General features: G+C 42.6%; 18 protein-coding genes. 11 read left to right on the top strand and 7 right to left on the bottom strand.

All coding sequences use genetic code 11. The annotated features are described in order from the left end of the window. Window positions 1-192: 192 nt before the first annotated feature. The 3 genes from FPZ42_RS01850 to FPZ42_RS01840 are packed head-to-tail and all read left to right on the top strand — an operon-like array spanning window position 193 to window position 5,677. Window positions 193-1,071: a hypothetical protein gene (locus FPZ42_RS01850; RefSeq protein ID WP_146268795.1), complete on the top strand. Its 879-nt coding sequence runs from the start codon at window positions 193-195 to the stop codon at window positions 1,069-1,071. A gap of 59 nt (window positions 1,072-1,130) precedes the next feature. Beyond that, window positions 1,131-4,724 carry a DNA polymerase III subunit alpha gene (gene dnaE / locus FPZ42_RS01845; protein WP_146268794.1) on the top strand — a complete coding sequence of 1,198 codons (3,594 nt, stop codon included), beginning with the start codon at window positions 1,131-1,133 and terminating at the stop codon, window positions 4,722-4,724. Further along, window positions 4,721-5,677 (top strand): KilA-N domain-containing protein, encoded by a 957-nt coding sequence (locus FPZ42_RS01840; RefSeq protein WP_146268793.1) that lies wholly within the window; start codon window positions 4,721-4,723, stop codon window positions 5,675-5,677. Before dnaE ends, FPZ42_RS01840 begins: the two co-directional genes overlap by 4 nt. A 17-nt stretch (window positions 5,678-5,694) precedes the next feature. Here the strand turns inward: FPZ42_RS01840 and FPZ42_RS01835 are convergent, their stop codons facing one another. Next, a complete protein-coding gene (locus tag FPZ42_RS01835; RefSeq protein WP_391561001.1) occupies window positions 5,695-7,224 on the bottom strand; it encodes a phytoene desaturase family protein in 1,530 nt (509 codons plus the stop codon). 27 nt (window positions 7,225-7,251) lie between these two features. On the opposite strand from FPZ42_RS01835, the gene FPZ42_RS01830 reads away from it, so the two are divergent. The 4 genes from FPZ42_RS01830 to FPZ42_RS01815 are packed head-to-tail and all read left to right on the top strand — an operon-like array spanning window position 7,252 to window position 9,580. Then, window positions 7,252-8,085, top strand: a complete 834-nt coding sequence (locus tag FPZ42_RS01830) for a phytoene/squalene synthase family protein (protein WP_146268791.1) — start codon at window positions 7,252-7,254, stop codon at window positions 8,083-8,085. A 9-nt stretch (window positions 8,086-8,094) separates the two neighbouring features. Further along, window positions 8,095-8,670: a hypothetical protein gene (locus tag FPZ42_RS01825; protein ID WP_146268790.1), complete on the top strand. Its 576-nt coding sequence runs from the start codon at window positions 8,095-8,097 to the stop codon at window positions 8,668-8,670. After that, window positions 8,670-9,344, top strand: a complete 675-nt coding sequence (locus tag FPZ42_RS01820; RefSeq protein WP_261382207.1) for a lycopene cyclase domain-containing protein — start codon at window positions 8,670-8,672, stop codon at window positions 9,342-9,344. The genes FPZ42_RS01825 and FPZ42_RS01820 overlap by 1 nt, the downstream gene beginning before the upstream one ends. Then, a complete protein-coding gene (locus FPZ42_RS01815; protein ID WP_146268788.1) occupies window positions 9,344-9,580 on the top strand; it encodes a cytochrome b5 domain-containing protein in 237 nt (78 codons plus the stop codon). The genes FPZ42_RS01820 and FPZ42_RS01815 overlap by 1 nt, the downstream gene beginning before the upstream one ends. 161 nt (window positions 9,581-9,741) lie before the next feature. Here FPZ42_RS01815 and FPZ42_RS01810 read toward each other — a convergent pair whose 3' ends face one another. The 3 genes from FPZ42_RS01810 to FPZ42_RS01800 all read right to left on the bottom strand — a co-directional run bounded on the left by FPZ42_RS01810 (window position 9,742) and on the right by FPZ42_RS01800 (window position 12,143). Next, window positions 9,742-10,281, bottom strand: a complete 540-nt coding sequence (locus FPZ42_RS01810; RefSeq protein WP_146268787.1) for an RNA polymerase sigma factor — start codon at window positions 10,279-10,281, stop codon at window positions 9,742-9,744. A gap of 271 nt (window positions 10,282-10,552) precedes the next feature. Beyond that, a complete protein-coding gene (murB, locus tag FPZ42_RS01805) occupies window positions 10,553-11,572 on the bottom strand; it encodes a UDP-N-acetylmuramate dehydrogenase (RefSeq protein WP_146268786.1) in 1,020 nt (339 codons plus the stop codon). A 130-nt stretch (window positions 11,573-11,702) separates the two neighbouring features. Further along, window positions 11,703-12,143: a sterol desaturase family protein gene (locus tag FPZ42_RS01800; RefSeq protein WP_146268785.1), complete on the bottom strand. Its 441-nt coding sequence runs from the start codon at window positions 12,141-12,143 to the stop codon at window positions 11,703-11,705. Window positions 12,144-12,311: 168 nt separating this feature from the next. Here FPZ42_RS01800 and FPZ42_RS01795 point away from each other — a divergent pair, with 168 nt between their 5' ends. Beyond that, a complete protein-coding gene (locus FPZ42_RS01795; protein WP_146268784.1) occupies window positions 12,312-14,672 on the top strand; it encodes an ABC transporter permease in 2,361 nt (786 codons plus the stop codon). 406 nt (window positions 14,673-15,078) lie between these two features. Here the strand turns inward: FPZ42_RS01795 and lpdA are convergent, their stop codons facing one another. Beyond that, the gene (gene lpdA / locus FPZ42_RS01790; RefSeq protein ID WP_146268783.1) at window positions 15,079-16,482 is read right to left on the bottom strand and encodes a dihydrolipoyl dehydrogenase; all 1,404 of its coding nucleotides are present in this window, start codon (window positions 16,480-16,482) and stop codon (window positions 15,079-15,081) included. A 748-nt stretch (window positions 16,483-17,230) separates the two neighbouring features. Between lpdA and FPZ42_RS01785 the strand changes: the two genes are divergently transcribed. The 3 genes from FPZ42_RS01785 to FPZ42_RS01775 all read left to right on the top strand — a co-directional run bounded on the left by FPZ42_RS01785 (window position 17,231) and on the right by FPZ42_RS01775 (window position 21,836). After that, window positions 17,231-19,096: a CocE/NonD family hydrolase gene (locus FPZ42_RS01785; RefSeq protein ID WP_146268782.1), complete on the top strand. Its 1,866-nt coding sequence runs from the start codon at window positions 17,231-17,233 to the stop codon at window positions 19,094-19,096. Between the two features lie 159 nt (window positions 19,097-19,255). Then, window positions 19,256-20,923, top strand: a complete 1,668-nt coding sequence (locus FPZ42_RS01780) for a M1 family metallopeptidase (protein WP_146268781.1) — start codon at window positions 19,256-19,258, stop codon at window positions 20,921-20,923. A 217-nt stretch (window positions 20,924-21,140) separates the two neighbouring features. Beyond that, window positions 21,141-21,836 carry a head GIN domain-containing protein gene (locus tag FPZ42_RS01775; RefSeq protein ID WP_146268780.1) on the top strand — a complete coding sequence of 232 codons (696 nt, stop codon included), beginning with the start codon at window positions 21,141-21,143 and terminating at the stop codon, window positions 21,834-21,836. 110 nt (window positions 21,837-21,946) lie between these two features. Here FPZ42_RS01775 and trxA read toward each other — a convergent pair whose 3' ends face one another. Together trxA and ilvA are read right to left on the bottom strand one after the other, a co-directional pair. Next, entirely contained in the window at window positions 21,947-22,267 is a 321-nt protein-coding gene (trxA, locus tag FPZ42_RS01770) for a thioredoxin (protein WP_146268779.1), read from the bottom strand. 245 nt (window positions 22,268-22,512) lie between these two features. Beyond that, on the bottom strand, window positions 22,513-23,763 hold the full coding sequence (gene ilvA, locus FPZ42_RS01765; RefSeq protein WP_146268778.1) for a threonine ammonia-lyase IlvA: 1,251 nt from the start codon (window positions 23,761-23,763) through the stop codon (window positions 22,513-22,515).

The following is a 23,763-nucleotide window of genomic DNA, read 5'->3' as shown; positions in this document are numbered from 1 at the left end:
GTAAAACCAACAGAACCAGTAAAAACTGTTGATCAACCTAAAACCGGACAATCAGTAGATAATCCACAACCAACAAACCCTACAACATTTTCCACTCTTGACCTTAATAGTATAGAGTTCACACCAAGCACAAATAGAATTCCTCTTAATGCGTTTGCTTTTTCCTGCAAAAACAACACGGTGCCTATTACTATGCAACTTTTGGGAATTGGCTGGACTCACCCGTCTGTATTACATTTTCCGGTTAAATGGAATGGTTATTTTTATTGGATGGCTATAACCCCTTACCCAAATGGGGACAATCAATGGGAAAACCCAACTTCATTTTGTTCAAATGATGGCATAAACTGGAGGGAGCCCGATGAAAAAACGGCCGTCATCAATCTTCCCCCTACCGGTGGTGCTTACAATTCAGATCCATCTCTTTTTTACAACGCTGCTGATAACAGCATATACTGTTTTTGGCGTCAGAACGGCGTAGAAAAAGGCCGTGCATTATTTTTTGAAAAAACCAGTGATGGTGTTAACTGGTCAGAGAAAAAATTGGTTTGCTCATGGCCGGCTAAGTCAGTAGACGTAATTGCACCTTCTATAATACAAGACGAAGGTAAGTTTTATTGTTACGGCGTAAGTACAGATGAAGCTGCCAAAGGTAGTTACTTTACAGAAAGGGCTATCAGACGGATGAGTTCAGACAACTTAACCACCGGCTTTAAACCAGATAAAGCCAATGGATACGAATTGGTGAAGATTGCCAACAGGCCATGGGGAGATACTCAGGAGCCATGGCACTTAGAGGTGCGTAAGGTAAATAAAGTATGGATCATGTTAGTGGCAACTACCAATAACGGACTCTATGGTGCCGGCGGCAGATTGTTTATGGGTTACTCAACAGATGGGTTGGACTTTACCTTCGGCGAACGCCCGATAGCGGATATTAAAGCCACCTATAAAAGTTCGTTTATACCTACATATGACCCTAAAAATCAAGTTTTAAACGTAGAGTTATGGAGGGCTATGTCTGATACCTGGACGGTGTACCACGATTATTTCTCGATAAAAGTTAAATAAAACAGTAACTTATAAAATCCAGTTTGAGTAACTTTGTACTCCACTGGATTTTTGTTGCTATGCCCGATTTTTCTCACTTACACGTACATACCCAATTCTCGTTACTTGATGGCGCTGCAGACATCAGCAAGCTTTACAAAAAAGCCGCTGCAGATGGCATGAAGGCGCTTGCCATTACCGACCACGGTAATATGTTCGGTGTGTTTAAGTTTGTAGCCGAGGCGGGTAAACACAACGTGAAGCCCATTGTTGGCTGCGAATTTTACGTGGTTGATGACAGGCACGTAAAGCAATTTACCAAAGAGAAAAAAGACAAGCGCTACCACCAACTTTTCCTGGCAAAAAACCCTGAGGGCTACAAGAACCTGGTAAAACTGTGTTCATTAGGCTACATGGAGGGACTTTACAGCAAATGGCCGCGTATTGATAAAGAACTGATATTAAAATACCATAAAGGCCTTATTGCTACTACCTGTTGTATTGGAGCATCAGTGCCGCAGGCCATTTTGCGGGATGGGGAAGAAGCCGCCGAAAAAGAATTTAAATGGTGGTTAGACCTGTTCGGTGAGGATTATTACATCGAACTGCAACGCCACGAGATCCACGAGCAGGAGATCATCAATAACACCCTGTTAAAGTTTGCCAAAAAATATGGCGTTAAAGTTATTTGCTCTAATGATTCGCACTATGTAGATCAACAAGACTCAAACGCCCACGATATTTTGCTTTGTGTAAACACAGGTGATATGCAAAGCACACCTATTGCTACTGACGAAGAAGGTGGTAAAGGTTATCGTTTTGGTTTCCCTAACGATCAGTTCTATTTTAAAACGCAGGCCGAAATGGGCAAGCTTTTTCATGATGTCCCTGAATCGTTAGATAACACCAACGAAATAGTTGACAAAGTAGAGACCCTTAAACTGAAAAGGGATATCCTGCTGCCCAACTACGTTATACCGCAGGAATTTAAGATACATAGCGAAAGCACGCCGGACGCCGACACGCTAAACCAGTGGGAATACCTTAAGCACCTTACTTTTATGGGTGCAAAGGAGCGTTATAAAGATATCAGCCCGGAGGCCGAGGAACGTATAAACTTTGAGTTATTCACAATCCGTACCATGGGTTTTGCGGGCTACTTCCTCATCGTTGCCGACTTCATTAGGGCAGGTCGCGATATGGGCGTATTCATTGGTCCGGGTCGTGGCTCTGCGGCAGGGTCTGTAGTGGCCTATTGTATTGGTATCACCAACATCGATCCGCTAAAGTACAACCTCCTGTTTGAGCGTTTCCTGAACCCGGATCGTAAATCAATGCCCGATATTGATACGGACTTTGACGATGCAGGTCGCCAAAAGGTTATTGATTACGTGGTTGATAAATATGGTAAGAACCAGGTAGCGCAGATCATTACCTACGGTTCGATGGCCGCGCGTACCAGTATACAGGATGTGGGCCGTGTATTGGATATGCCGCTTAGCGATGTTACTGCACTAAAGAAGCTTGTGCCCGAAACATTGGGTATCAACTTAAAAACGGCTATTGAGCAGGTGCCTGAGTTGCAGGAGATCTACAAATCAAATGATCTGAAAGGGATTGTACTTCGCGAGGCTGAAAAGCTGGAAGGATCAGTACGTAATACCGGTGTACACGCTGCGGGTATCATCATTGCGCCTTATGACTTAACGGAAATTGTACCGGTAGCAACGGCCAAGGACTCCGACCTGTTGGTTACCCAGTATGATGGTCGCGTTATTGAGGATGCAGGCGTTATCAAGATGGACTTTTTGGGTTTGAAGACCCTTACTATTATCAAGGATGCCTTACGCCTCATCAAGCAGAACCACAATGTGGAGATTGATATAGATTACATCCCGCTGGACGACGAGACCACTTACGCGCTCTACCAACGTGGTGATACCAACGGTACGTTCCAGTTTGAGAGCGACGGTATGCAAATGTACCTGCGCGATCTTAAGCCCGATAAGTTTGAGGACTTAATTGCCATGAATGCACTTTACCGACCGGGCCCGATAGAGTACATACCAAACTTTATCAAACGTAAGCACGGGCAGGAAGAGATCGTATTCGACTTGCCGGACATGGAAGAGTACCTGGGTGAAACCTACGGTATTACCGTGTACCAGGAGCAGGTAATGCTTTTATCGCAAAAACTTGCAGGCTTTAGTAAAGGTGATGCCGACGTGCTGCGTAAGGCAATGGGTAAGAAGCAGATTGAGGTGCTTAATAAAATGGAAGCCCAGTTTATGGATGGCGCAATGGCAAAAGGCCATCCCAAAGATAAATTGACGAAGATATGGACAGACTGGAAAGCATTTGCGCAATACGCCTTTAATAAGTCTCACTCTACATGTTACGCCTTTGTTGCTTACCAAACTGCTTATCTTAAAGCACATTATCCTGCTGAGTACATGGCAGCGGTATTGAATAACCAGAACAGCATGGAGAAGATCACCTTTTTCATGGAAGAGTGCCGCCGCATGGGCATTGAGGTTTTGGGGCCTGATATTAATGAAAGTTACATGTCGTTCACTGCCAATGCAAAAGGCGTTATCCGTTTCGGTTTGGCCGGGGTTAAAGGGGTAGGCGAAAAGGCAGTAGAAAGCATTATCGAAGAACGTATTGAGCGTGGTCCCTACAAATCTGTTTATGACTTTGCCCAGCGATCAAACACGCGTAACGTTAACCGTAAATCATACGAAAACCTGGTGTACGGCGGCGCATTTGACGAGTTTGGTTTAAAGCGTGCTCAGTTTTTTGCCAAAACAGAAAATGGCCTGCTTACCGGGGTAGAGCGACTTATTAAATACTCCAACGATTATCAGAATACCCAGAACACTTCACAAGCATCTCTATTTGGCGGTGCCGTTGCTTCATACATTCCGGAACCCACCATGCCCGAATGTGAGGAGTGGGGCCTGATCGAAAAGTTAAAATATGAGAAGGACGTTATAGGTATTTACCTAACCGGTCACCCTTTAGATAATTACAAGTTGGAACTGGAGAAATTCTGCAACGCCAACCTGACGGATTTGAAGACAGTTCAGAAAGCCAGAACGGGAGAGGGTGGGGAGGAAACCATGTTGAAATTTGCAGATCTTCGAAAAAAAGGCGAATTGAGAATAGGTGGATTAGTTTCCAATGTACAACACCGTTTCACAAAAATGGGTAAGCCTTTTGGAGCAATGGTTTTAGAGGACTACGGAGAATCTTACGAATTTGCATTTTTTGGTGATGACTATGTTAATTTTCGTAATAAAATGGTCGAAGGATACTTTCTTCAAGTACGAGGTACAATCGAAGAAAAATTTCGTCAAAAAGATAATTGGGACTTGAAAATAACGTCTATAGATATGTTATCCGAAATAAGAGATAAGTTGAGTAAAGCACTTTTGGTACAATTAGAAACCTTCACAGTTAACGAAGAATTTTTGAAAGGTTTAGATAGAGTTATCAAAAGTAACCATGACAATTATCCTAATAGAAACTGTTTTTTAAAATTTTTTATTAGGGATAATGAAGATGAAATATCAACAAATCTTTCATCAAACATCAAAGTGAATCCTTGCGATGAAATTATTGAAGATTTGCAACTGTTGAGTAAAGTTAAACCAGACCTTATATTAAAATGAGCAAGATCAATGTTAAGGGTACAATAATAACAATTAGCACTCAGAATAATGACGATTATATCTGTTTAACTGAAATGGTCGCTAACATCGAAGATGGTGGTAGACTAATTGAAAGATGGTTAAATAGTAAAACTACCGTGGATTTTTTAGGCGTTTGGGAGCAATTAAATAACCCAAATTTTAAAACCCCGGAATTCCGGGGAATTAAAGAGAACGTGGGTTCAAGTAATTATTTTTTATCTATAAAAAAATGGGTTGAACAGACCGGAGCTGTTGGAGTTTATGCTAAAGCTGGACGTCACGGAAGCGGTACTTGGGCACAGGTAGATATCGCATTCGAATTTTGTAGCTACATAAGCCCTGAATTTAAGCTGCTGCTTATAACTGAATTTAAAAATTTAAAGAAAAGAGAAGCACAAGGGGTTGAACAGGTCTGGGATTTTAGACGATTTTTAACAAAAGCAAATTGGCGTATACAAACAGATGCAATTCAAGAAGTTTTAATACCATTGCGCAATCTTCCAAAGCATAAAGAAGGAATAATTTATGCAGAAGAAGCTGAAGTTCTAAATAAAGTAGTTTTCAATAAAACAGCTAAAGAATGGAATGGCGAAAATCCACAATTAGTAAAGAAGGGGCATAATATTCGAGATTATGGTAGTACTCATCAATTGATAGTGATAGCGAATTTAGAGCCATTGAACGCTGAACTAATCAGAAATGGCATAGCTCAATATGATCGAATTTTAATGCTACGTCAAGCTGCTATTGAACAATTAAAATCTTTGTCTAAAAGTAACGCTATCCAAGACGTTTATATAGATAGTCCTAATATTGATAAATACAAAAATATTGACATAAACAATATCGATACAAGTAAAATTAGTCCAGATTTAAGTGAACCAAAAAATGAAAAAGAAGAAGATAATAAAGATCCGAACATTTTATTTTGAATGCATTGGATTTCCATCTACTTTTTCTCCATCATCTTCATCGCTTCCTTAGCTGCTATCTGCCCAGATATTAACGCTGGTGGCACGCCTGGTCCGGGTACGGTTAACTGACCGGTATGCAGCAGATTTTTAACGTGCTTGGCGCGCATCGCCGGTTTAAAGAAAGCGGTTTGCGCAAGCGTGTTTGCCAATCCGTAAGCGTTTCCCTTAAAAGAATGATAATTGGCTTTAAAATCATCAAGTGCATAGCTTCTTTTTACAACAATGTTGTTTCGGATATCCTGACCGGTAATGCGTGCAAATCTATCCAGCAGCAAATCAAAATAACGATTGCGCGTGGCTTCATCATCTTTCAGATCCGGTGCAATCGGCATCAGGAAGAAAAGGTTTTCGCCACCTTCAGGAGCACAAGCGGTATCTGTTTTTGAAGTACAGCAAACGTAGAATAACGGTTCGCTTGGCCATTGTGGTTGTTTGTAGATCTCGTTTGCGTGGCGGTCAAAATCTTCATCAAAGAAAAGGTTATGATGCTGTATGCCCTCAACCTTTTTATTAGTACCGATGTAAAATAACAAACTTGAAGGCGACATGGTACGTGTATCCCAATACTTGGCAGTATAATTGGCAGCCTGCTTTGGCAACAGGTGCTGATCGGTATATTCATAATCAGCTCCTGATATTACCATATCAGCCTTATACGTGCCATTCGTTGTTTGTATGGTGCTTACTTTATCGTTGCTTACCACTAAGCGGGTAACTTCGGTATTCAACTTGATGTCAACACCTAAATCAGTAGCAATACGTACAATTGCTTTAACGATCTCGTTCATGCCTCCCATAGGGTACCAGGTGCCTAATGCAAGGTCGGCATAGTTCATCATGCTGTACATGGCCGGGGTATCTTTTGGGGTGGCTCCCAAAAACAGCACCGGGAACTCCAGCATTTTTATCAGCTTAGGGTTTTTAAAATATTTACGTACATGGCTGCTCATACTGGTTAGCAGTTGCATGCTAAAGCTCTTGCGTATCAGCTGAAGATCTATAAACTCGGTAATGGAATGCGACGGGCGAAAAACATAATCGCTCATGCTTACCCTGTACTTGTATTCGGCCTGTTTCATAAACTCGCGCAGGCCTTTGCTGCTGCCCGGTTCAATCGACTCAAAAAGTTGCTCAAGCTCCTGCATGTTTGCGGGTACATCAAGTACATCATCTTTGCCGTAGTAAATACGATAGCCGGGGTCAAGCCGTTTCAGGTCGTAAAAGTCACTTGCCTTTTTGCCAAACAAAGCAAAAAAATTATCAAAAACATCTGGCATCCAGTACCAGCTTGGGCCCATGTCAAATGTAAATCCGTCTTTCTCCCAAACACGGGCACGGCCACCGGGCTGGTCGTTCTTTTCTAAAACGGTAACCTTATAGCCCTTTTTAGCCAATACACATGCCGAAGCAAGGCCGGCAAAGCCAGCGCCTATTACCACTACCCGCTCTGTTTTGTTCATCGTAGCCAAATTAAAACAATTACATTCACCTTGCTCAAAAACAATACACCTTTCATTTTGTACATTTGGGTAATGAACTTATTTGACGAAACCTGTTTTGAGTGCAGTAAAGTTATAACTAAAAAATACAGTACGTCTTTTAGTACCGGTATACGCGCCTTTAACAAACGTTTTCGTTATCCTGTTTACGCTATTTATGGTTTTGTTAGATATGCTGATGAAATTGTTGACACTTTTTACGGCCATAACCAGCGGGAACTCATAGATGATTTCCAGGCGGAAACCTTTAAGGCTATCGATAGGGGCATCAGCACCAATCCGGTACTGCAGGCTTTCCAGCAAGTGGTTAATCAGTATGGCATCGAAAAAGATCTTATTGAGGCGTTTCTACTGTCCATGCGTATGGATCTTGACAAGACTGCCTATAATGATGATGGTTACAAAACATACATATACGGTTCTGCAGAAGTAGTTGGCCTTATGTGCCTGCGTATTTTTTGCGAGAACGATTCAGCATTGTATGACAGGCTGGTGCCAAGCGCCCGCAGTTTGGGTTCGGCATTTCAGAAAATAAACTTTTTGCGTGATATTAAGTCTGACTATGAAGACCGTGGACGTACTTATTTTCCCGAGGTAGATTTTAGCAATTTTACCGAGGAAGATAAAAAATTGATTGAGAAAGATATAAAGCAGGATTTCGACGATGCCTTAGTTGGCATTAAGCAACTGCCGGCAGGCAGCCGGTTAGGTGTTTACGTAGCTTACATCTACTACCTACAGCTTTTTAAAAAAATAAGTGCAACTTCGGCCAATACAATTATTGAGAAACGCATTAGGGTTTCTGATACGCAAAAGATAGGCCTGTATTGCAAGGCCCTGCTGCACCGGAAGCTCAACTTTATTTAACTGATACCCATGAGTGGCGTAGTTGTTATACCTCGTAAAATTTGGTTGTGGGTTTCCGTCCTTGCCGTTACAGTTATGTTCACCACCTCAGCATTCACTTTTGATCATGTAGCCGATACCGAAGTTCATAAAATAAGAAAGCTGCTGGTGACCGCGTTGGACAGTAAAAAAACAACCGATTCTCTGTACACGCATTTATCGGGAATAAAAGACCGGTCGGCATTGTTAAATGCCTACATGGGCACGCTTGAAGCATTGAAAGCCAAACACGCCTGGAATCCTTATTATAAGATCAAATACCTCAACGACAGCGAAAAAACCTTCAAGGGTGCCGTACAAGCTGACCCGCATAATATCGAGATCCGTTTTATGCGATTTTCAATTGAGCATAATGTGCCAAAGTTTTTAGGCATCAACAAAAACCTTACGGCTGATAGGGAAGAGATCATCAAACAGATTGACCGTAAGTATTATTCATCGGCAGATAAGGCACTGGTTAAAACCATTATCAACTTTCTGCTCGAGTCTAAGCGCTGCACACCTGCGGAAAACGCCAATCTTAAAGAACACTTAGCCGCATTGTAGTGAAGCCATACACCTACCTTATCATCAACATACTTACCATATTTTTTCCGGTGGTGCTGTCTTTTGATAAAAGGGTGGCCTTTGCAAAAACATGGCGCTACATCTGGCCGGGAATGGCCATCACAGGCGTGGTCTTTTTGTTTTGGGATGTATTGTTCACCATTTACGGCGTATGGTCGTTCAATGACAAATATATTATCGGCCTTCGTTTTTTCGGCTTACCGTTAGAAGAGATACTATTCTTCCTTACCGTACCATTTGCCTGTATATTTATTTATGCCTGCTTAAATTACTATATAAAGTGGCAGTTACCGCAGAACGCCGGTAAAGGCATATCTATTACGCTGATAATAGTTTCTCTGGTGCTATTGGCAATTTACCATGGCAGGCTTTACACCGCAGTAACCTTTGCGTTGTTGCCGGTGGTTTTACTGGTTACCTTTAAAAAAAATTGGCTGCCGAGATTTTATCTGGCCTACTTAGTTTCTCTTTTACCATTTTATATTGTAAATGGTTTACTTACCTCGATACCGGTTGTATTGTATAATAATGCGCAGAACATGGCTATAAGGGTAACAACCATACCGTTTGAAGATCATTTTTACAGCATGGCATTGTTGCTGATGAACATAGCTTTTTACGAATATTACAAAAATCGCAAAGCAACGATCTGATGAACGATCTCCCTGTTTATTCACGTTCACAACTGGCGCTCAGAAACGGGCAGGATAAACCGCAGATATGGGTGGCCTTTAAAGGCATGATCTATGATGTTACCGAAAGCCGCTTATGGCGCAATGGTAAACACTATGAACACTGGGCCGGGCAAGACCTTACCGAAGAGTTAGCTGATGCACCACATACAGAAGGTGTGTTTGAAAAGTTTGTAGCTATAGGGAAGTTAGGCTAATCATATTTGTCATGCTGAACGTAGTGAAGTATCTAATGGGCAACTTGCATAAGGTGTAACAGATGCTTCGCTATCGCTCAGAATGACATGAGTTAGTGTGCAACAAAAAAAGCCCGTTTTACAACGAGCTTCTTGCTATATATATTGAGTTTATTTTATAATTAATCGATCTCAGCGTAAACCGGTTTTGCTACACCGTTATCATAAGCTTTCAAATTCTTTTTAAGCAATTTGCGTGCTACGTGGATACGGGTTTTTACAGTTCCGATAGGAATATCTAAATGGTCAGCTATCTCGTGATATTTGTGGCCTTCAAAATACATGGTGAAAGGCACATAGTAATCAGATGGTAAACGGTCTAAAGCGCGTTTAATATCGTCCATTACAAATTTAGCTTCGCCTTGGTTTTTAGTTGAACTGAATACCAGGTTTGGAGATGATATCTCATCGCTTTTGGTTACAAAAGTGCTCATCTTAACAAAACGACGGTAGTTGTTGATGAAGGTATTTTTCATGATGGTGTACAACCAACCTTTAAGGTTAGTACCTTCTTTAAACTTATTGTAATAAGTTATCGCTTTCAACATCGTATCCTGAACAAGGTCGTTAGCATCGTCGGCGTCATGAGTGAAGTGCAAGGCATAAGACCTTAATGAACTTGCTTGACGTAATACCAGGGTGTTAAACTCAATCTTTGTCATTCTGTTAATGTTTTGTATCAAGGTTTATACAAACACGATACCAGTAATGAAAATTGAATGAAAATGGAGAAGAGACTAATACGCTTACCTAAATTGAAGGAAATTTCTTTTATATCTAAAAAGAAATTTAAGCTACTGAAAACAAGTGGTTTACAATACTATGACAACTGTAATTAAGGTTATTTTCAACCTAAAACTAACAACACATAATTGCTGCATTAAGTTTTTGTAAATGAATTAAATTTGAAGAAAATTGATTTCAGGAAACGCTTTACCGTACGATATTTACTTCACGCTGTAGTAAAACGCCAAATTTATCGTACACACTGTCTATAATTTGCGACGAAAAATTGTACACTTCTTCGCCCGTAGCGCCGCCATGGTTTACCAATACTAATGCCTGGTTCTTCCATGTGCCGGTATGGCCTACCTGTTTTCCCTTCCAACCGCATTGCTCAATCAGCCAGCCGGCAGCGAGTTTCACCATGTTATCAGGCGCGGGATAATTTACAACATCGGGATGTTTGGACATCAGGGCTTCAAAATTAGCGCGACTGATGACCGGATTTTTAAAGAAACTGCCCGCATTGCCAATGGTAGATGGATCTGGCAGTTTAGATACACGGATGTGTGATACCACCTGCGATACATCCTTAATGCTAGGGTTCTCTATGTTTCTATTAGCAAGCTCCTGCTCAATGGCGCCATATTTTAAATTAAGGTGTGGCTCCAGTGACAATTTAAACTTTACCGAAGTGATAATGAACCGCCCGGCAAGCTCCGCTTTAAACACACTTTCGCGATAGCCGAATTTACAATCATCCTTACTGAACGTACGAAACTCGCCGGTAGCTATTTCAAAAGCGTGGCAGCTTTCAAATACATCCTTCAATTCTACACCGTATGCACCAATGTTTTGGATAGGCGAGGCACCAACCGAACCCGGGATGAGGCTTAAATTTTCCATACCGGCAAAGCCGTGGGCAACACAATAATTAACGAGGTCGTTCCAAACCTCACCGGCACCAGCATCTACATGAACATCATCATGACTAATGCGGTGCTGAATGCCGCGAATATTTAACCGGATAACTAACCCATCAAAATCATTCACTAAAAGCATGTTGCTGCCGCCGCCCATTACAAGGCGCTGCACTTTGTGCCACTGCGGGTCGGCAAAAAGCTCAACCAGGTCTGCTTCGTGGTTTATTTCAGCGAAGTAACGTGCGTTTACATCAATACCAAAGGTGTTAAAGTTTTTGAGGGATACGTTTTCCTGTATTTGCAGCATGAGGACGAATTTCGGGAAATTTGTTGGATTTGATAAGAATCTTTTGTCATGCTGAGGGACGAAGCGTCTTTAGCGTCCATGTATGCTATCCATCAGATTCTTCACTATCGCTCAGAATGACAAATAGAAGTCAATTCCTAAACCACTTCTTACTCGCCACCAACAACCCAAACTCTTCTGAAGGGTTTTTCTCTGTGGATTTGTGGTGGATCTTGTGTGCCCTCCGGATGCCTAACAGGTAGCGGTTAGTGCTCTTAAAGGCTTTAAAGCGGTTATGGATGAACCAATCGTGGAAGATAAAGTAAATGATGCCGTAAACGCTGATGCCTGCACCTATCCAAAAATGATAATCAAATGTCTTGCGGCCTATCCACATCAGCCATAATGAAACTGCCGCAAAGCCAATACTGAACAGGTCATTTAATTCAAACCAGCCGTGGCGCTGCTGATGGTGCGTTTTATGGATAAACCAAAGCGGCCCATGAAACAGATATTTATGCATAGCCCAGGAGAGGAGTTCCATCGTGGCGATAGTACCCAGTAATATTGATATATTTATCAGTATTTGCATGTGTAATTAACCGCTAAATGCTAAAGCTGTTTTATGTATTGATGCCGTACGTTAAGTGTTCGATTTCGAACGTTCATTTCTTAATTTTTTATTATAAATAATTGATAATCAATCAAATGAACTATTGGCACAAGCTTTATCATATATTAAGTAATATCGCTTACCGCTATGATCAAAAACTATTTCAAGATTGCCTGGCGCAATTTATGGAAAAACAAGGTGTTTTCCTTTATCAATATAGTCGGCCTTGCCACAGGTATGTGCGGCGCCATTTTGATATTTACCTGGGTGCAAAATGAGTTGAGCTTTGATAGGTTCCATCAAAATGCAGATAATCTCTACAAGGTTTGGAATCGTTCATACAAGGATGCAACCGGCAATATTTACACGTGGGACGTAAGTTCGGCCCCGGTTGCAACTGAGCTGAAACAGAAATATCCGGAAGTGAAAGCGGTGGCAAGGGTGTATTGGCCTACCGACCGCCTTTTCAATTACAAAGATAAGAGCATAATGGGCAATGGCCTTGATGTTGATCCGGAGTTTTTAAGCATGTTCAGCTTCCCGATGATCAACGGCAGCAAACAGGCTCTTAACGATCCTAAAAGCATTGTATTGACTCAGACTTTTGCAAAGCGAATATTTGGTAGTGACGATCCTACAGATAAGATACTTCGTATCAACGATAATGGCAATTATAAAGTTGCGGGTGTAGTTAAGGATCCTCCAGTAAATACACAGTTCCAATTTGACTACCTGGTATCTATAGTGCCACTGGTAGGTACTTCCGAAGCAAATAACTGGAGCAATAGCAGTTTCAATACCTACGTACAGCTGAAGCCCGGAACTAATGTTAATGCTTTCGACAAAAAAATAAAGGGCATGATCACTCAACATGATCCCAATCTTAAATTCGGCATATTCTTGCACCCGTCAAAAAAATGGCACCTCAACTCAAGGTTCGAGAATGGCGTAGCGGTGGGCGGTGCGATAGAAACGGTAAGGCTTTTATTGGGCATAGCGGTATTGATATTGCTAATAGCCTGCATCAATTTTATGAACCTTACTACTGCCCAAAGCGAAAAGCGTGGAAAAGAGGTGGGCGTACGTAAAGTAATTGGCGCGGGCAGGCTGTCTATTATCAAACAATTTTTAACAGAGTCCATACTGATAACCGCGATAGCAGGTGTTATAGCCATTGCATTGGTGCAATTGGTGCTGCCTTACTTCCAGGAGCTAACGGGCGTTAAATTGTTCATTAACTATACCGATCCTTACTTATGGTTGGCTGGTTGTGCTTTTGTATTACTAACAGGCCTGCTGGCGGGCAGCTACCCTGCATTTTATCTGTCATCATTCAGGCCGGTTAAGGTGCTTAAAGGTTTGTTTAAAACGAAGGCGCAGGTTATCAATCCGCGTAAGTTTTTAGTGGTTACCCAATTCACCGTTGCCATTGTATTGATCATTGCAACTATAGTTATTTATCAGCAGATCAATTATGTTCAAAGTCGTGATACGGGTTATGTGCGCAATAACCTGATAGAGCATCCGGTTACCGGCACGATAGGGAAGAACTTCGAAGCTTTAAAAAATGACTTGATAAACAGCGGTACCGCCGTGGCAGTAAGTAAAACAAGCATGCCGGTTACGCTTGATGCCAGTAACGGCACAGGTTTTAATTGGGGCGATATGGACCCGGCTCACAAAAATTTAAACTTCACCAGGTTTGGCACCACCGGAGATTTTGTTAAGACATTTGGTTTTAAACTTATTGCCGGGCGGGATATTGATTTCAATAAATACCCGTCAGACTCAAGCGCGGTTATGATGAATGAAGCAGCGCTGAAAGTAATGGGGTTAAAGGACCCGATAGGGCAAACCATACTAAGCGGAACCAACAAGCTTAGAATTGTTGGTGTTATTAAAGATTTTATTATCGGCTCTCCATCTCAGGATATTAACCCCATGCTGGTTTTTGGTAACAAATACTGGTCAAACTCTTTAACCTTTAGGCTTGATGCCCATAAATCTGTTTCGGCGAGCCTTAAACAGGCGGAAGCTATTTTCAAAAAATACAACCCGGCATATCCCTTCCAATATCATTTTGTTGATCAGGCTTATGCCCAAAAATTTAAGAACGAACAACGAACCGGCAAAATTGCCTTTACGTTCTCCTGCTTAACCATCATCATATCTTGCCTTGGCTTATTTGGCCTTGCCGCTTACATGGCCGAAAGCCGTGCAAAGGAGATAGGCATCCGTAAGGTATTAGGTGCTGGGGTAGCCAACCTTATGCAATTATTAACGCGCGATTTTGTAGCTCTTGTGCTGGTATCAGTTGCAATAGCCGCGCCGATAGGTTGGTGGTTTATGAATAAATGGCTGCAGGATTTCAATTACCGCATCCACATCAGCTGGACTATCTTCCTGTATTCGGGATTGGCAGCAGTAGTGATATCGGTCGTAACGGTAAGCTACCAGGCAGCCAAAGCAGCTTTGGCTAATCCGATAAAGAGTATTAAAACAGAGTAGGAGATGTTTGTTAGAATGTTGTAAGTTTCGAAAGTTTCTATTGCTTCAGCAAGGCTAATAGTCACTGATCAAACATCGAAGAGTTGACTCACCCGGTATACGCTACGCTTGACCATCCTCTCTGCTGCAAGCAGCAAAGAGGGTTAAGAATAAAAGCTTTTTGATACCCTCTTTTCGCGCAGCGAAGAGAGGGGCGGCGAGCGTAGCGATGTCGGGGTGAGTTGATTGTTTGAGCGATACTTACCCCCTGTCAAATTACATGCTATTAAACCCATAAGCGGAACGCTTTGGGTAGCAGCAGAAATAAATAAAAAGGCGTACCATTTGGTACGCCTTTTTATTTATTCGGTCAAAAGAAGGATTAATTAATTGAACTTTTCAACATTACAACCTTCCAACAACAGCATTAAATATGAATAGCGCGATTTTCTGTCGCCGCTAAACAAGCTTCACGCATTGCTTCGGTATAAGTTGGGTGGGCATGGCTTGCACGGGTTACATCCTCTGCAGAGGCACGGAACTCCATGGCAATAACTGCCTCAGCTATCATATCTGCAGCGCGCGGACCTATCATGTGTACACCAAGGATCTCGTCGGTAGTAGCATCAGCCAGTACTTTGACAAAACCATCCAAATCGCCGCTTGCACGTGCACGGCCGCTGGCTTTGAACGGGAATGAGCCTACTTTATATTTTGTACCGGCTTCCTTCAATTGCTCCTCGGTGAAGCCAACTGCAGCAACCTCCGGCCAGGTATAAACAACGCCGGGTATCAGGTTATAGTTAATGTGTGGTTTTTGTCCGGCTATTATCTCGGCAACAAAAGTACCTTCGTCTTCCGCCTTGTGGGCAAGCATAGCACCTTTAATTACATCGCCAATAGCATAAACACCTTTAACACTGGTTTCCAGGTGATCGTTAACTGGTATTTTGCGGCCACGCTCTTCAACGGTAATGCCGATTTTATCTAAGCCCAAACCATCGGTGTAAGCCACACGGCCAACGGCTACCATACAGTAGTCGCCTTTAAGTTCTTGCTTTTCGCCTTTGGCGTTATCAAAAGTAACAGTTACCTCTTTGCCTTTAACGGTAGCGCCTGTTACCTTGTGGTTAAGGTAAAAATCCATGCCCAGTTTCTTAAGCACTTTTTGCAGTTCGCGGCCAAGGGCCTTATCCATGGTTGGGATAATGCCATCCATAAACTCAATCACAGATACCTTTGCGCCCAAACGGGCATACACCGAACCCAATTCCAAACCAATAACACCGCCACCTATCAATATCAGGTGTTTAGGTATTTCGGTAAGCTTTAAAGCTTCCGTTGAAGTGATGATGCGTTTTTTATCGATCTTCAGGAAAGGCAGGCTCGATGGTTTTGAACCCGTAGCGATTATTACATTTTTACCGGTAATTTCGGTAGCTGTACCATCAGCTTTAGTAACTGTAATGGTGTTTTTATCTTTAAAAGAACCTACACCCTGGTGTACGTCTATCTTATTTTTTTTCATCAGGAAACTGATACCGCTGGTGTTGGCATCAACCACTTCCTGTTTGCGTTTTATCATCTGGCCAAAATCAATACCCAGGTTATCCAGCTTAATGCCATGTGTTGAAAAAGTATGTGCGGCATTATGGTAATGCTCAGAAGAATCAAGCAGGGCTTTTGATGGGATACAGCCCACGTTAAGGCAGGTACCGCCAAGGGTATTATATTTTTCGACTATTGCGGTTTTTAACCCCAATTGGGCACAGCGAATGGCAGCCACATAACCACCAGGACCAGACCCTACAACGATAACATCATATTGCATAGTAGTGTAATTTGGAGGCCAAAGTTACGCAATGTTTACAGCCTTATAAATAGCTATTTAATTAAAATGTGAAGGGTTTGACAGAGATTTATCTGTATAGGTTCTTTATTAGATATGTTGCGAGATTTTTAACTAAAATCTAAACAATCAATCACTAATCTCTAACTAAAGGCGTTTCCCCGACGTATATCGGGGTCGGGCTTTACGTTCATACGCCTGCAGGCCTTAGGCACAAGGGCATGTATCCACTTCAATCCCTAACGCGTTTTCTGGATCAGCATTTAGAATTGTAAAATTAACAGAATTCAATATTCCCTTTTTTCCCGGAAAGGAAAGTTTATCACCCTCTTTTCGCGTAGCGAAGAGAGGGTCGACAAGCGTAGCGATGTCGGGGTGAGTAAATTTGCGAGATGACTCATCCCCGTCCCGATTGCTATCGGGATGCGCGACCCTCTCTGCTTTGCAAAGCGGGTGAAAAGTCATTTCTAACGCCCTTTTTTTCGCGCAGCGAAGAGAGGGCCGACAAGCGTAGCGATGCCGGTGTGAGTCATGCTTTAATGGCCTAATGACATTTTTCTGTCAGCGTTCATAAGCGTTCACGGTGTTCACGTGCGTGAACGTGAACACTATCTCAAGTAATATTCTGTAAATGAAACAATGTTGCTTTTGTAACATCATTGTAACTATGTAGTTAATTAGCAATTTACTTAGTAAATTACACCCGTTAACACTATTACTGACCCACATCATGAAAAAACTCTCCGCATTATTGCTGCTAATGGCTATTGCCTGCAACTCGATGCTTGCCCAAAGCAGTTACGTAAAAGAGCACTACATCAAAAAGGACGTTTACATCACCATGCGCGATGGCGTAAAGCTTTTTACTTCCATCTACACGCCTAACGACGCTGCTAAGGATAAAAAGTACCCGATCATTATGCAGCGTACCTGTTACAGTATCGCCCCTTACGGCGAAACCAAATATCCCAACCAGGTTGGTCCCTCAAAATACATGATGCAGGAAGGTTATATCTACGTTTACCAGGATGTACGCGGCCGATACAAAAGCGAAGGCACCTGGACCAACATGACCCCGGTTATCGATAACAAGAAAACCAAAAAAGATGTTGATGAAGGTTCTGATACCTATGATACTATAGACTGGCTGGTAAAGAACGTCGCAAACAACAATGGTAAAGTTGGTCAGTGGGGTATAAGCTACCCCGGATTTTACACCGCTGCGGGTATCTTGAGTAATCACCCTGCGTTAAAAGCCTCATCGCCGCAGGCACCTATTTCCGATTTCTTTTTTGATGATTTTCACCATAACGGAGCATTTATAGAAGGCTACTTCTTTACTTTCCCTGTATTTGGTGTGCAAAAAACAGATACCACCTCAAAAGCATGGTACCAGAACACCATGTTTAATCCCGGTACACGCGATGGCTACCAGTTTCTGTTAGATCTTGGTCCGCTAAGTAATGCCGATAAATATTACAAAGACAATTTCTTTTGGCAGGAAACCGTCAACCATCCCAACTACGATGAGTTTTGGCAAAAACGCGGTTTGTTAAAACACTACAACAAAGTGAAACCAGCCGTTATGCTGGTTGGTGGCTGGTTTGATGCCGAAGACTTAACCGGTCCGTTGGCAATTTTCAAAACCATAGAAAAGAAAGATCCGTCCGCTTATAACACTATCGTGATGGGCCCGTTTGGTCATGGTCGCTGGTCGCGCGAGACGGGGCATACCATGCATAGTAACATCTACTTTGGCGATAGTATTGCTACCTTCTACCAAAAAGAGATGGAGCAAAAATTCTTTCATCACTTCCTAAAGGAGAATGGTGATAAGAACTCAGGCCTGCCTAAGGCTTACATGTTCAACACCGGTAAAAATGAGTGGCGCAAGTTTGATAAATGGCCTTCTCCGGCTGCCAGCCATGTTAAATTTTACCTGAATAACGATGGTAAGCTTACCGAAACCGCACAAAACGGTGGCGCCGGTACCAGTTTTGTAAGCGACCCGCTAAAACCTGTTCCTTACACCGAGGATAATACCACTACCATGGGCTTTACCCCGCACAATTACATGAGCGAGGATCAACGCTTTGCCGGCAGGCGTACAGATGTGCTGGTTTTCCAAACGGATGTTCTGACTGATGACGTTACCCTTGGCGGTGAGATAATGGCTAATCTAAAAGTTGCTACCACAGGTACCGATGCCGACTGGATAGTAAAACTGATCGACGTTTATCCTCCGGACGAGCCGAACAATCCTTACATGCCGAACAAGAACGTCATCCTGAGCAACTACTGGCAAATGGTACGTTCGCAAATTATGCCGGCACGTTTCCGCAATAGCTTTGAAAAACCCGAGGCAATGGTGCCAAACCAGAAAACCCCGGTAAACTTCCACCTGAATGATGTACTTCATACCTTTAAAAAAGGCCATCGCATTATGATACAGGTGCAAAGCACATCGTTCCCGCTTTACGCTCGTAACCCGCAAAAGTTTGTTGAGAACCCATACAAAGCAACAGCAAGCGACTATCAGAAAGCTACCCACACGGTGTTTAATGATAGCTTTATTGATGTGGAGGTGTTGAAGTAATTTATTAGAGATAAGAGAGTATTTTCACATTGTCATTGCGAGGAGCAAGAAGGGCTTTGTGAAAGGGCGTGACGTGGCAATCTCATCGGCTGATCGAATACGCTTGTCCTTTAAGATTGCCGCGCTACGCTCGCAATGACATAGTTTTATATCGTTATTATGAAAATTAGAAACTCAATATATGCCGGCATCCTGATAGCCGGTTTTCTTTCTTCAAATGCCCACGCCCAACTTGGTGTTAGCAAAGAAACTTTTACCCGTGCTGATACGTTGCGCGGCTCGCTCACTACGCCATTGCGTACCTGTTATGATATCAATTATTATCACCTGGATGTGAAGTTTGATATCGATAACAAATTCATCAGCGGCAATGTACTTTTTAAATACACCGCCACGCAGGATTTTACTAAGCTGCAGTTTGATCTGTTCTCTAACCTTAAGGTAGAGAAAGTGCTTTATAAGGGCAAGGAAGTACCATACACCCGCGAGTACAATGCGGTGTTTATAACCTTCCCGCAGACCATAAAAAGTGGCAGTAAGGAGCAGTTCACTGTGTATTATTCGGGTAACCCTACTATTGCTAAGCGCGCCCCCTGGGACGGTGGGGTAGAATACAATGTAGATTCACTTGGGCATAAATGGGTATCAACAGCATGCCAGGGTATGGGTGCCAGCGTTTGGTGGCCTACCAAAGATCAGCAGGCCGACGAAGTTGATAGCGCATTGATCAGCATAAGTGTACCCAATGGTTTAAAGGATGTAAGCAACGGGCGTTTGCGTAAAGTTACCAAACTTAAAGACGGCTATACCCGCTTTGATTGGTTTGTAGCCAACCCCATCAATAATTATGACATTGAAGCCAACATAGGCGACTATGCGCACTACAGCGATGTTTACCAGGGCGAAGATGGCAAGCTTACACTTGATTTTTGGCCCTTAAGCTACAACCTGGAGAAAGCTAAGAAACATTGGGGCGCAAACGTTAAACCGATGCTAAAGGCTTTTGAGCATTGGTTTGGCCCCTATCCGTTTTACAAAGACGGTTACAAAATGGTAGAAACGCATCATTTAGGCATGGAGCACCAAAGCGGTACCGCTTATGGCAACCATTACCAGAACGGCTACCTTGGCCGCGATCTTTCCGGTACCGGCTGGGGTTTGAAATGGGATTTCATCGTAGTGCACGAAAGCGGCCACGAGTGGTTTGGTAACAACATCACCTCAAAAGATTTGGCCGATATGTGGATCCATGAAAGCTTTACCAATTACAGCGAATCATTATTTGTTGAGGATAACTGGGGCAAGCAAGCCGGCCAGGAGTATGTGCATGGCACCCGGTTAGGCATACAGAACGACGGGCCTATTGTTGGTCCGTACAATGTTAACAAGGAAGGCTCCGGCGATATGTATCCTAAAGGTGGCAACATGCTCAATATGATACGCACCATTATTAATGATGATGAAAAATGGCGTGGTATTTTACGCGGACTTAACAAGACCTTTTACCATCAAACCGTTACCTACAATGATGTGGTAAATTACATAAACCAGCAAAGCGGCATTAACCTTTCACCTGTTTTTGAGCAGTATTTGAGGCATACCGTTATACCTACCCTGGAGTTTGATACCATTAATGGCAAACTAATGTGCAGGTGGATTGCCGATGTGCACGGTTTTAACATGCCGGTTAAAGTGAGGGTAAAAGGTGGCGAATACCAGTTTATCAAACCAACGCAGCGCTTTTCACCTTTAAATATCCAGGGCGCTACAAAAGACAATATCGAGGTTGATCTGTTTAATTATTACATAGGGGTGTTGGTAGATTAAGGTTCTTTAGTTCATCTATAAAAAATGTCATTTTGAACGAACGTCAGTGAGGAGAAATCTTCTGCGTGCGACAAGTAACGTGTAGAAGATTTCTCACTATCGTTCGAAATGACATTTTTATTTACTGGCCTTTATAGCTTCCCGCCAATATTTATTTTCTGTTCAGTGCAACTTTTTGGTTACGTACTGCATCTAATAGTTAAACACTCGAACTAACATGAACACACTTAAAACCTTTTTACTGGCAGCTACCATGGTTGCCACAGCAAGCCTGGTTAAGGCAGATACGCAGGACAGGAACCTTAGCGGCTTCCATGCAGTAGAAGTTTCGGGCTCCTATGATGTATTTATTACTCAAGGCTCAAGTGAGTCGGTAAAAGTTGATGCACCATCTGAAGTGATCAATAAGATCATTACTGAAGTTAACGGCGGTGTACTTAAGATCTATAACAAGGATAACGTCAGTTGGAATTGGAACGGCAACAAAAAAATGATCGTTTATGTGAACATTAAAGATGTGAACGCAGTAAGCCTTGCAGGCAGTGGTGATGTAATGTTTAAGAATGGATTGAAGGCACCTGCATTAAAATTGAAATTAACCGGCAGCGGCGATATTACCGGCAGGGTTGAGGTAAAAGACCTGGAGAGCAGCATTGGCGGTTCAGGAGATATCACTATCTCTGGCCGTGCAGATAACTCTGTTGTTAAAGTAGTAGGTTCAGGCGATTTTACCGGTCAAAACCTTACTACCAACAATACGCAGGTAAAAGTTGCAGGTAGTGGTGATGCGCGCGTTAACGTAGGTGAAAAATTAGATGCATCTGTAGTTGGTAGCGGCGATGTTCATTACACTGGTGCTGTCAGAAATATCTCGACATCAAAAGCAGGCAGCGGTAGCGTTAGCAGGATGTGATTTATTCTGAAAAAGGATTTTTAAAATAAAGACGAAGGACAAAATTCCTCCAAAAAAAGAAAGCCTCTGAATGTTTTTCAGAGGCTTTCTTTTTATATCTTTCAGCTCAATTATGCTAATTGTTTAGCTAATTTATCGGCAAGGATAGATTTTGGTACTGCACCAATTTGCTTGTCAACAATTTCGCCGCCTTTAAAGTATAATAAAGCCGGGATGTTACGGATGCCATACTTCATAGATATACCAGGGTTGTTATCAACATTTACTTTACCTACAACGGCCTGGCCTTCGTAGTCTTTAGCAAGTTCTTCAACAACAGGGCCTACCATTCTACACGGACCACACCACTCTGCCCAAAAGTCGATCAATACCGGTTTATCTGATTTAAGAACAAGTTCTTCAAAGTTTGCATCAGTTATTTCTAAAGCCATGATTTCTATATTTTAAATAATGTTATACAAATATATACTAATCAAAACGCTTGCCACAACACCCACCCTGACATTGTGACAATAAGATTATCAACAACTACGATCCTGACAATGGCTTTGTTTTATCCCGTGCCCGACAAGGTATTTTGACTGTGGATAACGTAACGTATAATGAGTAACCCGTAAAAAAAGCCGCCCGACAATGAGCAGCTTTCAGCAAATTCTTTTATTCTTCTGATCCGTATTCAGACCAAATATTCAAACAACGTAGCATCCTTGTTGATCTCGATCACCTCGAAACGGTTCTCCTGCATACGTTGGAGCAGGGCAGGGTAGTCGCCGGCATTTTTTAATTCGATGCCTACCAGGGCTGGGCCGTTTTCTTTTGATGTTTTTTTAATGAATTCGAAACGGGTTATATCATCACCAGGGCCTAATACTTCGGTAACAAATAATTTTAAAGCACCCGGGCGTTGTGGGAAACGAACGATGAAGTAATGTTTAAGGCCCTCGTACAATAACGATTTTTCTTTAATCTCGGCCATACGGTCGATATCGTTATTGCCACCGCTGATGATGCAGACCACGTTTTTACCTCTTATCTGGTCTTTAACCGCATCAAGCGCCGTTACAGAAAGGGCACCCGCGGGTTCAACCACAATAGCGTCCTCATTGTAAAGCCTTAAAATAGTGGTACAAACCTTACCCTCAGGTACAGTAAGCATGTCATCCAGTATTTCGCGGCAGATGTTAAAAGTTTTTTCGCCAACGCGTTTTACAGCAGCGCCATCAACAAACCTATCTATGTCGCCAAGTGTGGTGTTCTCGCCGTTTTGCATAGAGGTAAGCATTGATGGTGCTCCCTCAGGCTCAACCCCAATCAATTTGATACCGGGTATGGTTTGTTTTAGATAAGTACCCATGCCCGCGGCCAAACCACCACCGCCGATAGGCATAATGGCAACCTCGGGGTTAGGAAGGTCTTGTAAGATCTCAACACCAACAGTTCCCTGGCCTTCAATGGTGCGATAATCATCAAACGGCGGGATGAAGGTCATGCCGTGTTCTGCGGTGTAGGCCAAAGCTTCGCGCAGGCAATCGTCAAAAGTATCGCCGGTTAAAACCAGCTCTACATTGCCGTTACCGAACATCTCGGTTTGGTTAACCTTTTGTTTCGGAGTGATCTCAGGCATAAAAATTACGCCTTTAACACCCATCTTTTTGCAGGAATAAGCCACTCCCTGTGCATGGTTGCCCGCACTGGCGCAAACCACACCGCTACTCAGTTCATCCGCACTTAGCTGACTGATCATGTTATAGGCGCCTCTTAACTTATAAGAGCGCACTATCTGCATGTCTTCGCGCTTTAAATATATGTTGCACTCGTATTTTTCGGACAGGCGCTGGTTGTACTCCAATGGGGTACGTTTAACCACGTCTTTTAGCCTTGCGTAGGCCGCGTCAAAATCCAAATGCAATGCTGTATCTGTATCCAT

Origin of the sequence: Mucilaginibacter achroorhodeus, assembly GCF_007846095.1 — a bacterium.
Lineage (GTDB): Bacteria > Bacteroidota > Bacteroidia > Sphingobacteriales > Sphingobacteriaceae > Mucilaginibacter > Mucilaginibacter achroorhodeus.
The sequence above is the reverse complement of the archived record's forward strand: the minus strand, read 5'-3'. Positions and strand labels throughout refer to the sequence as shown.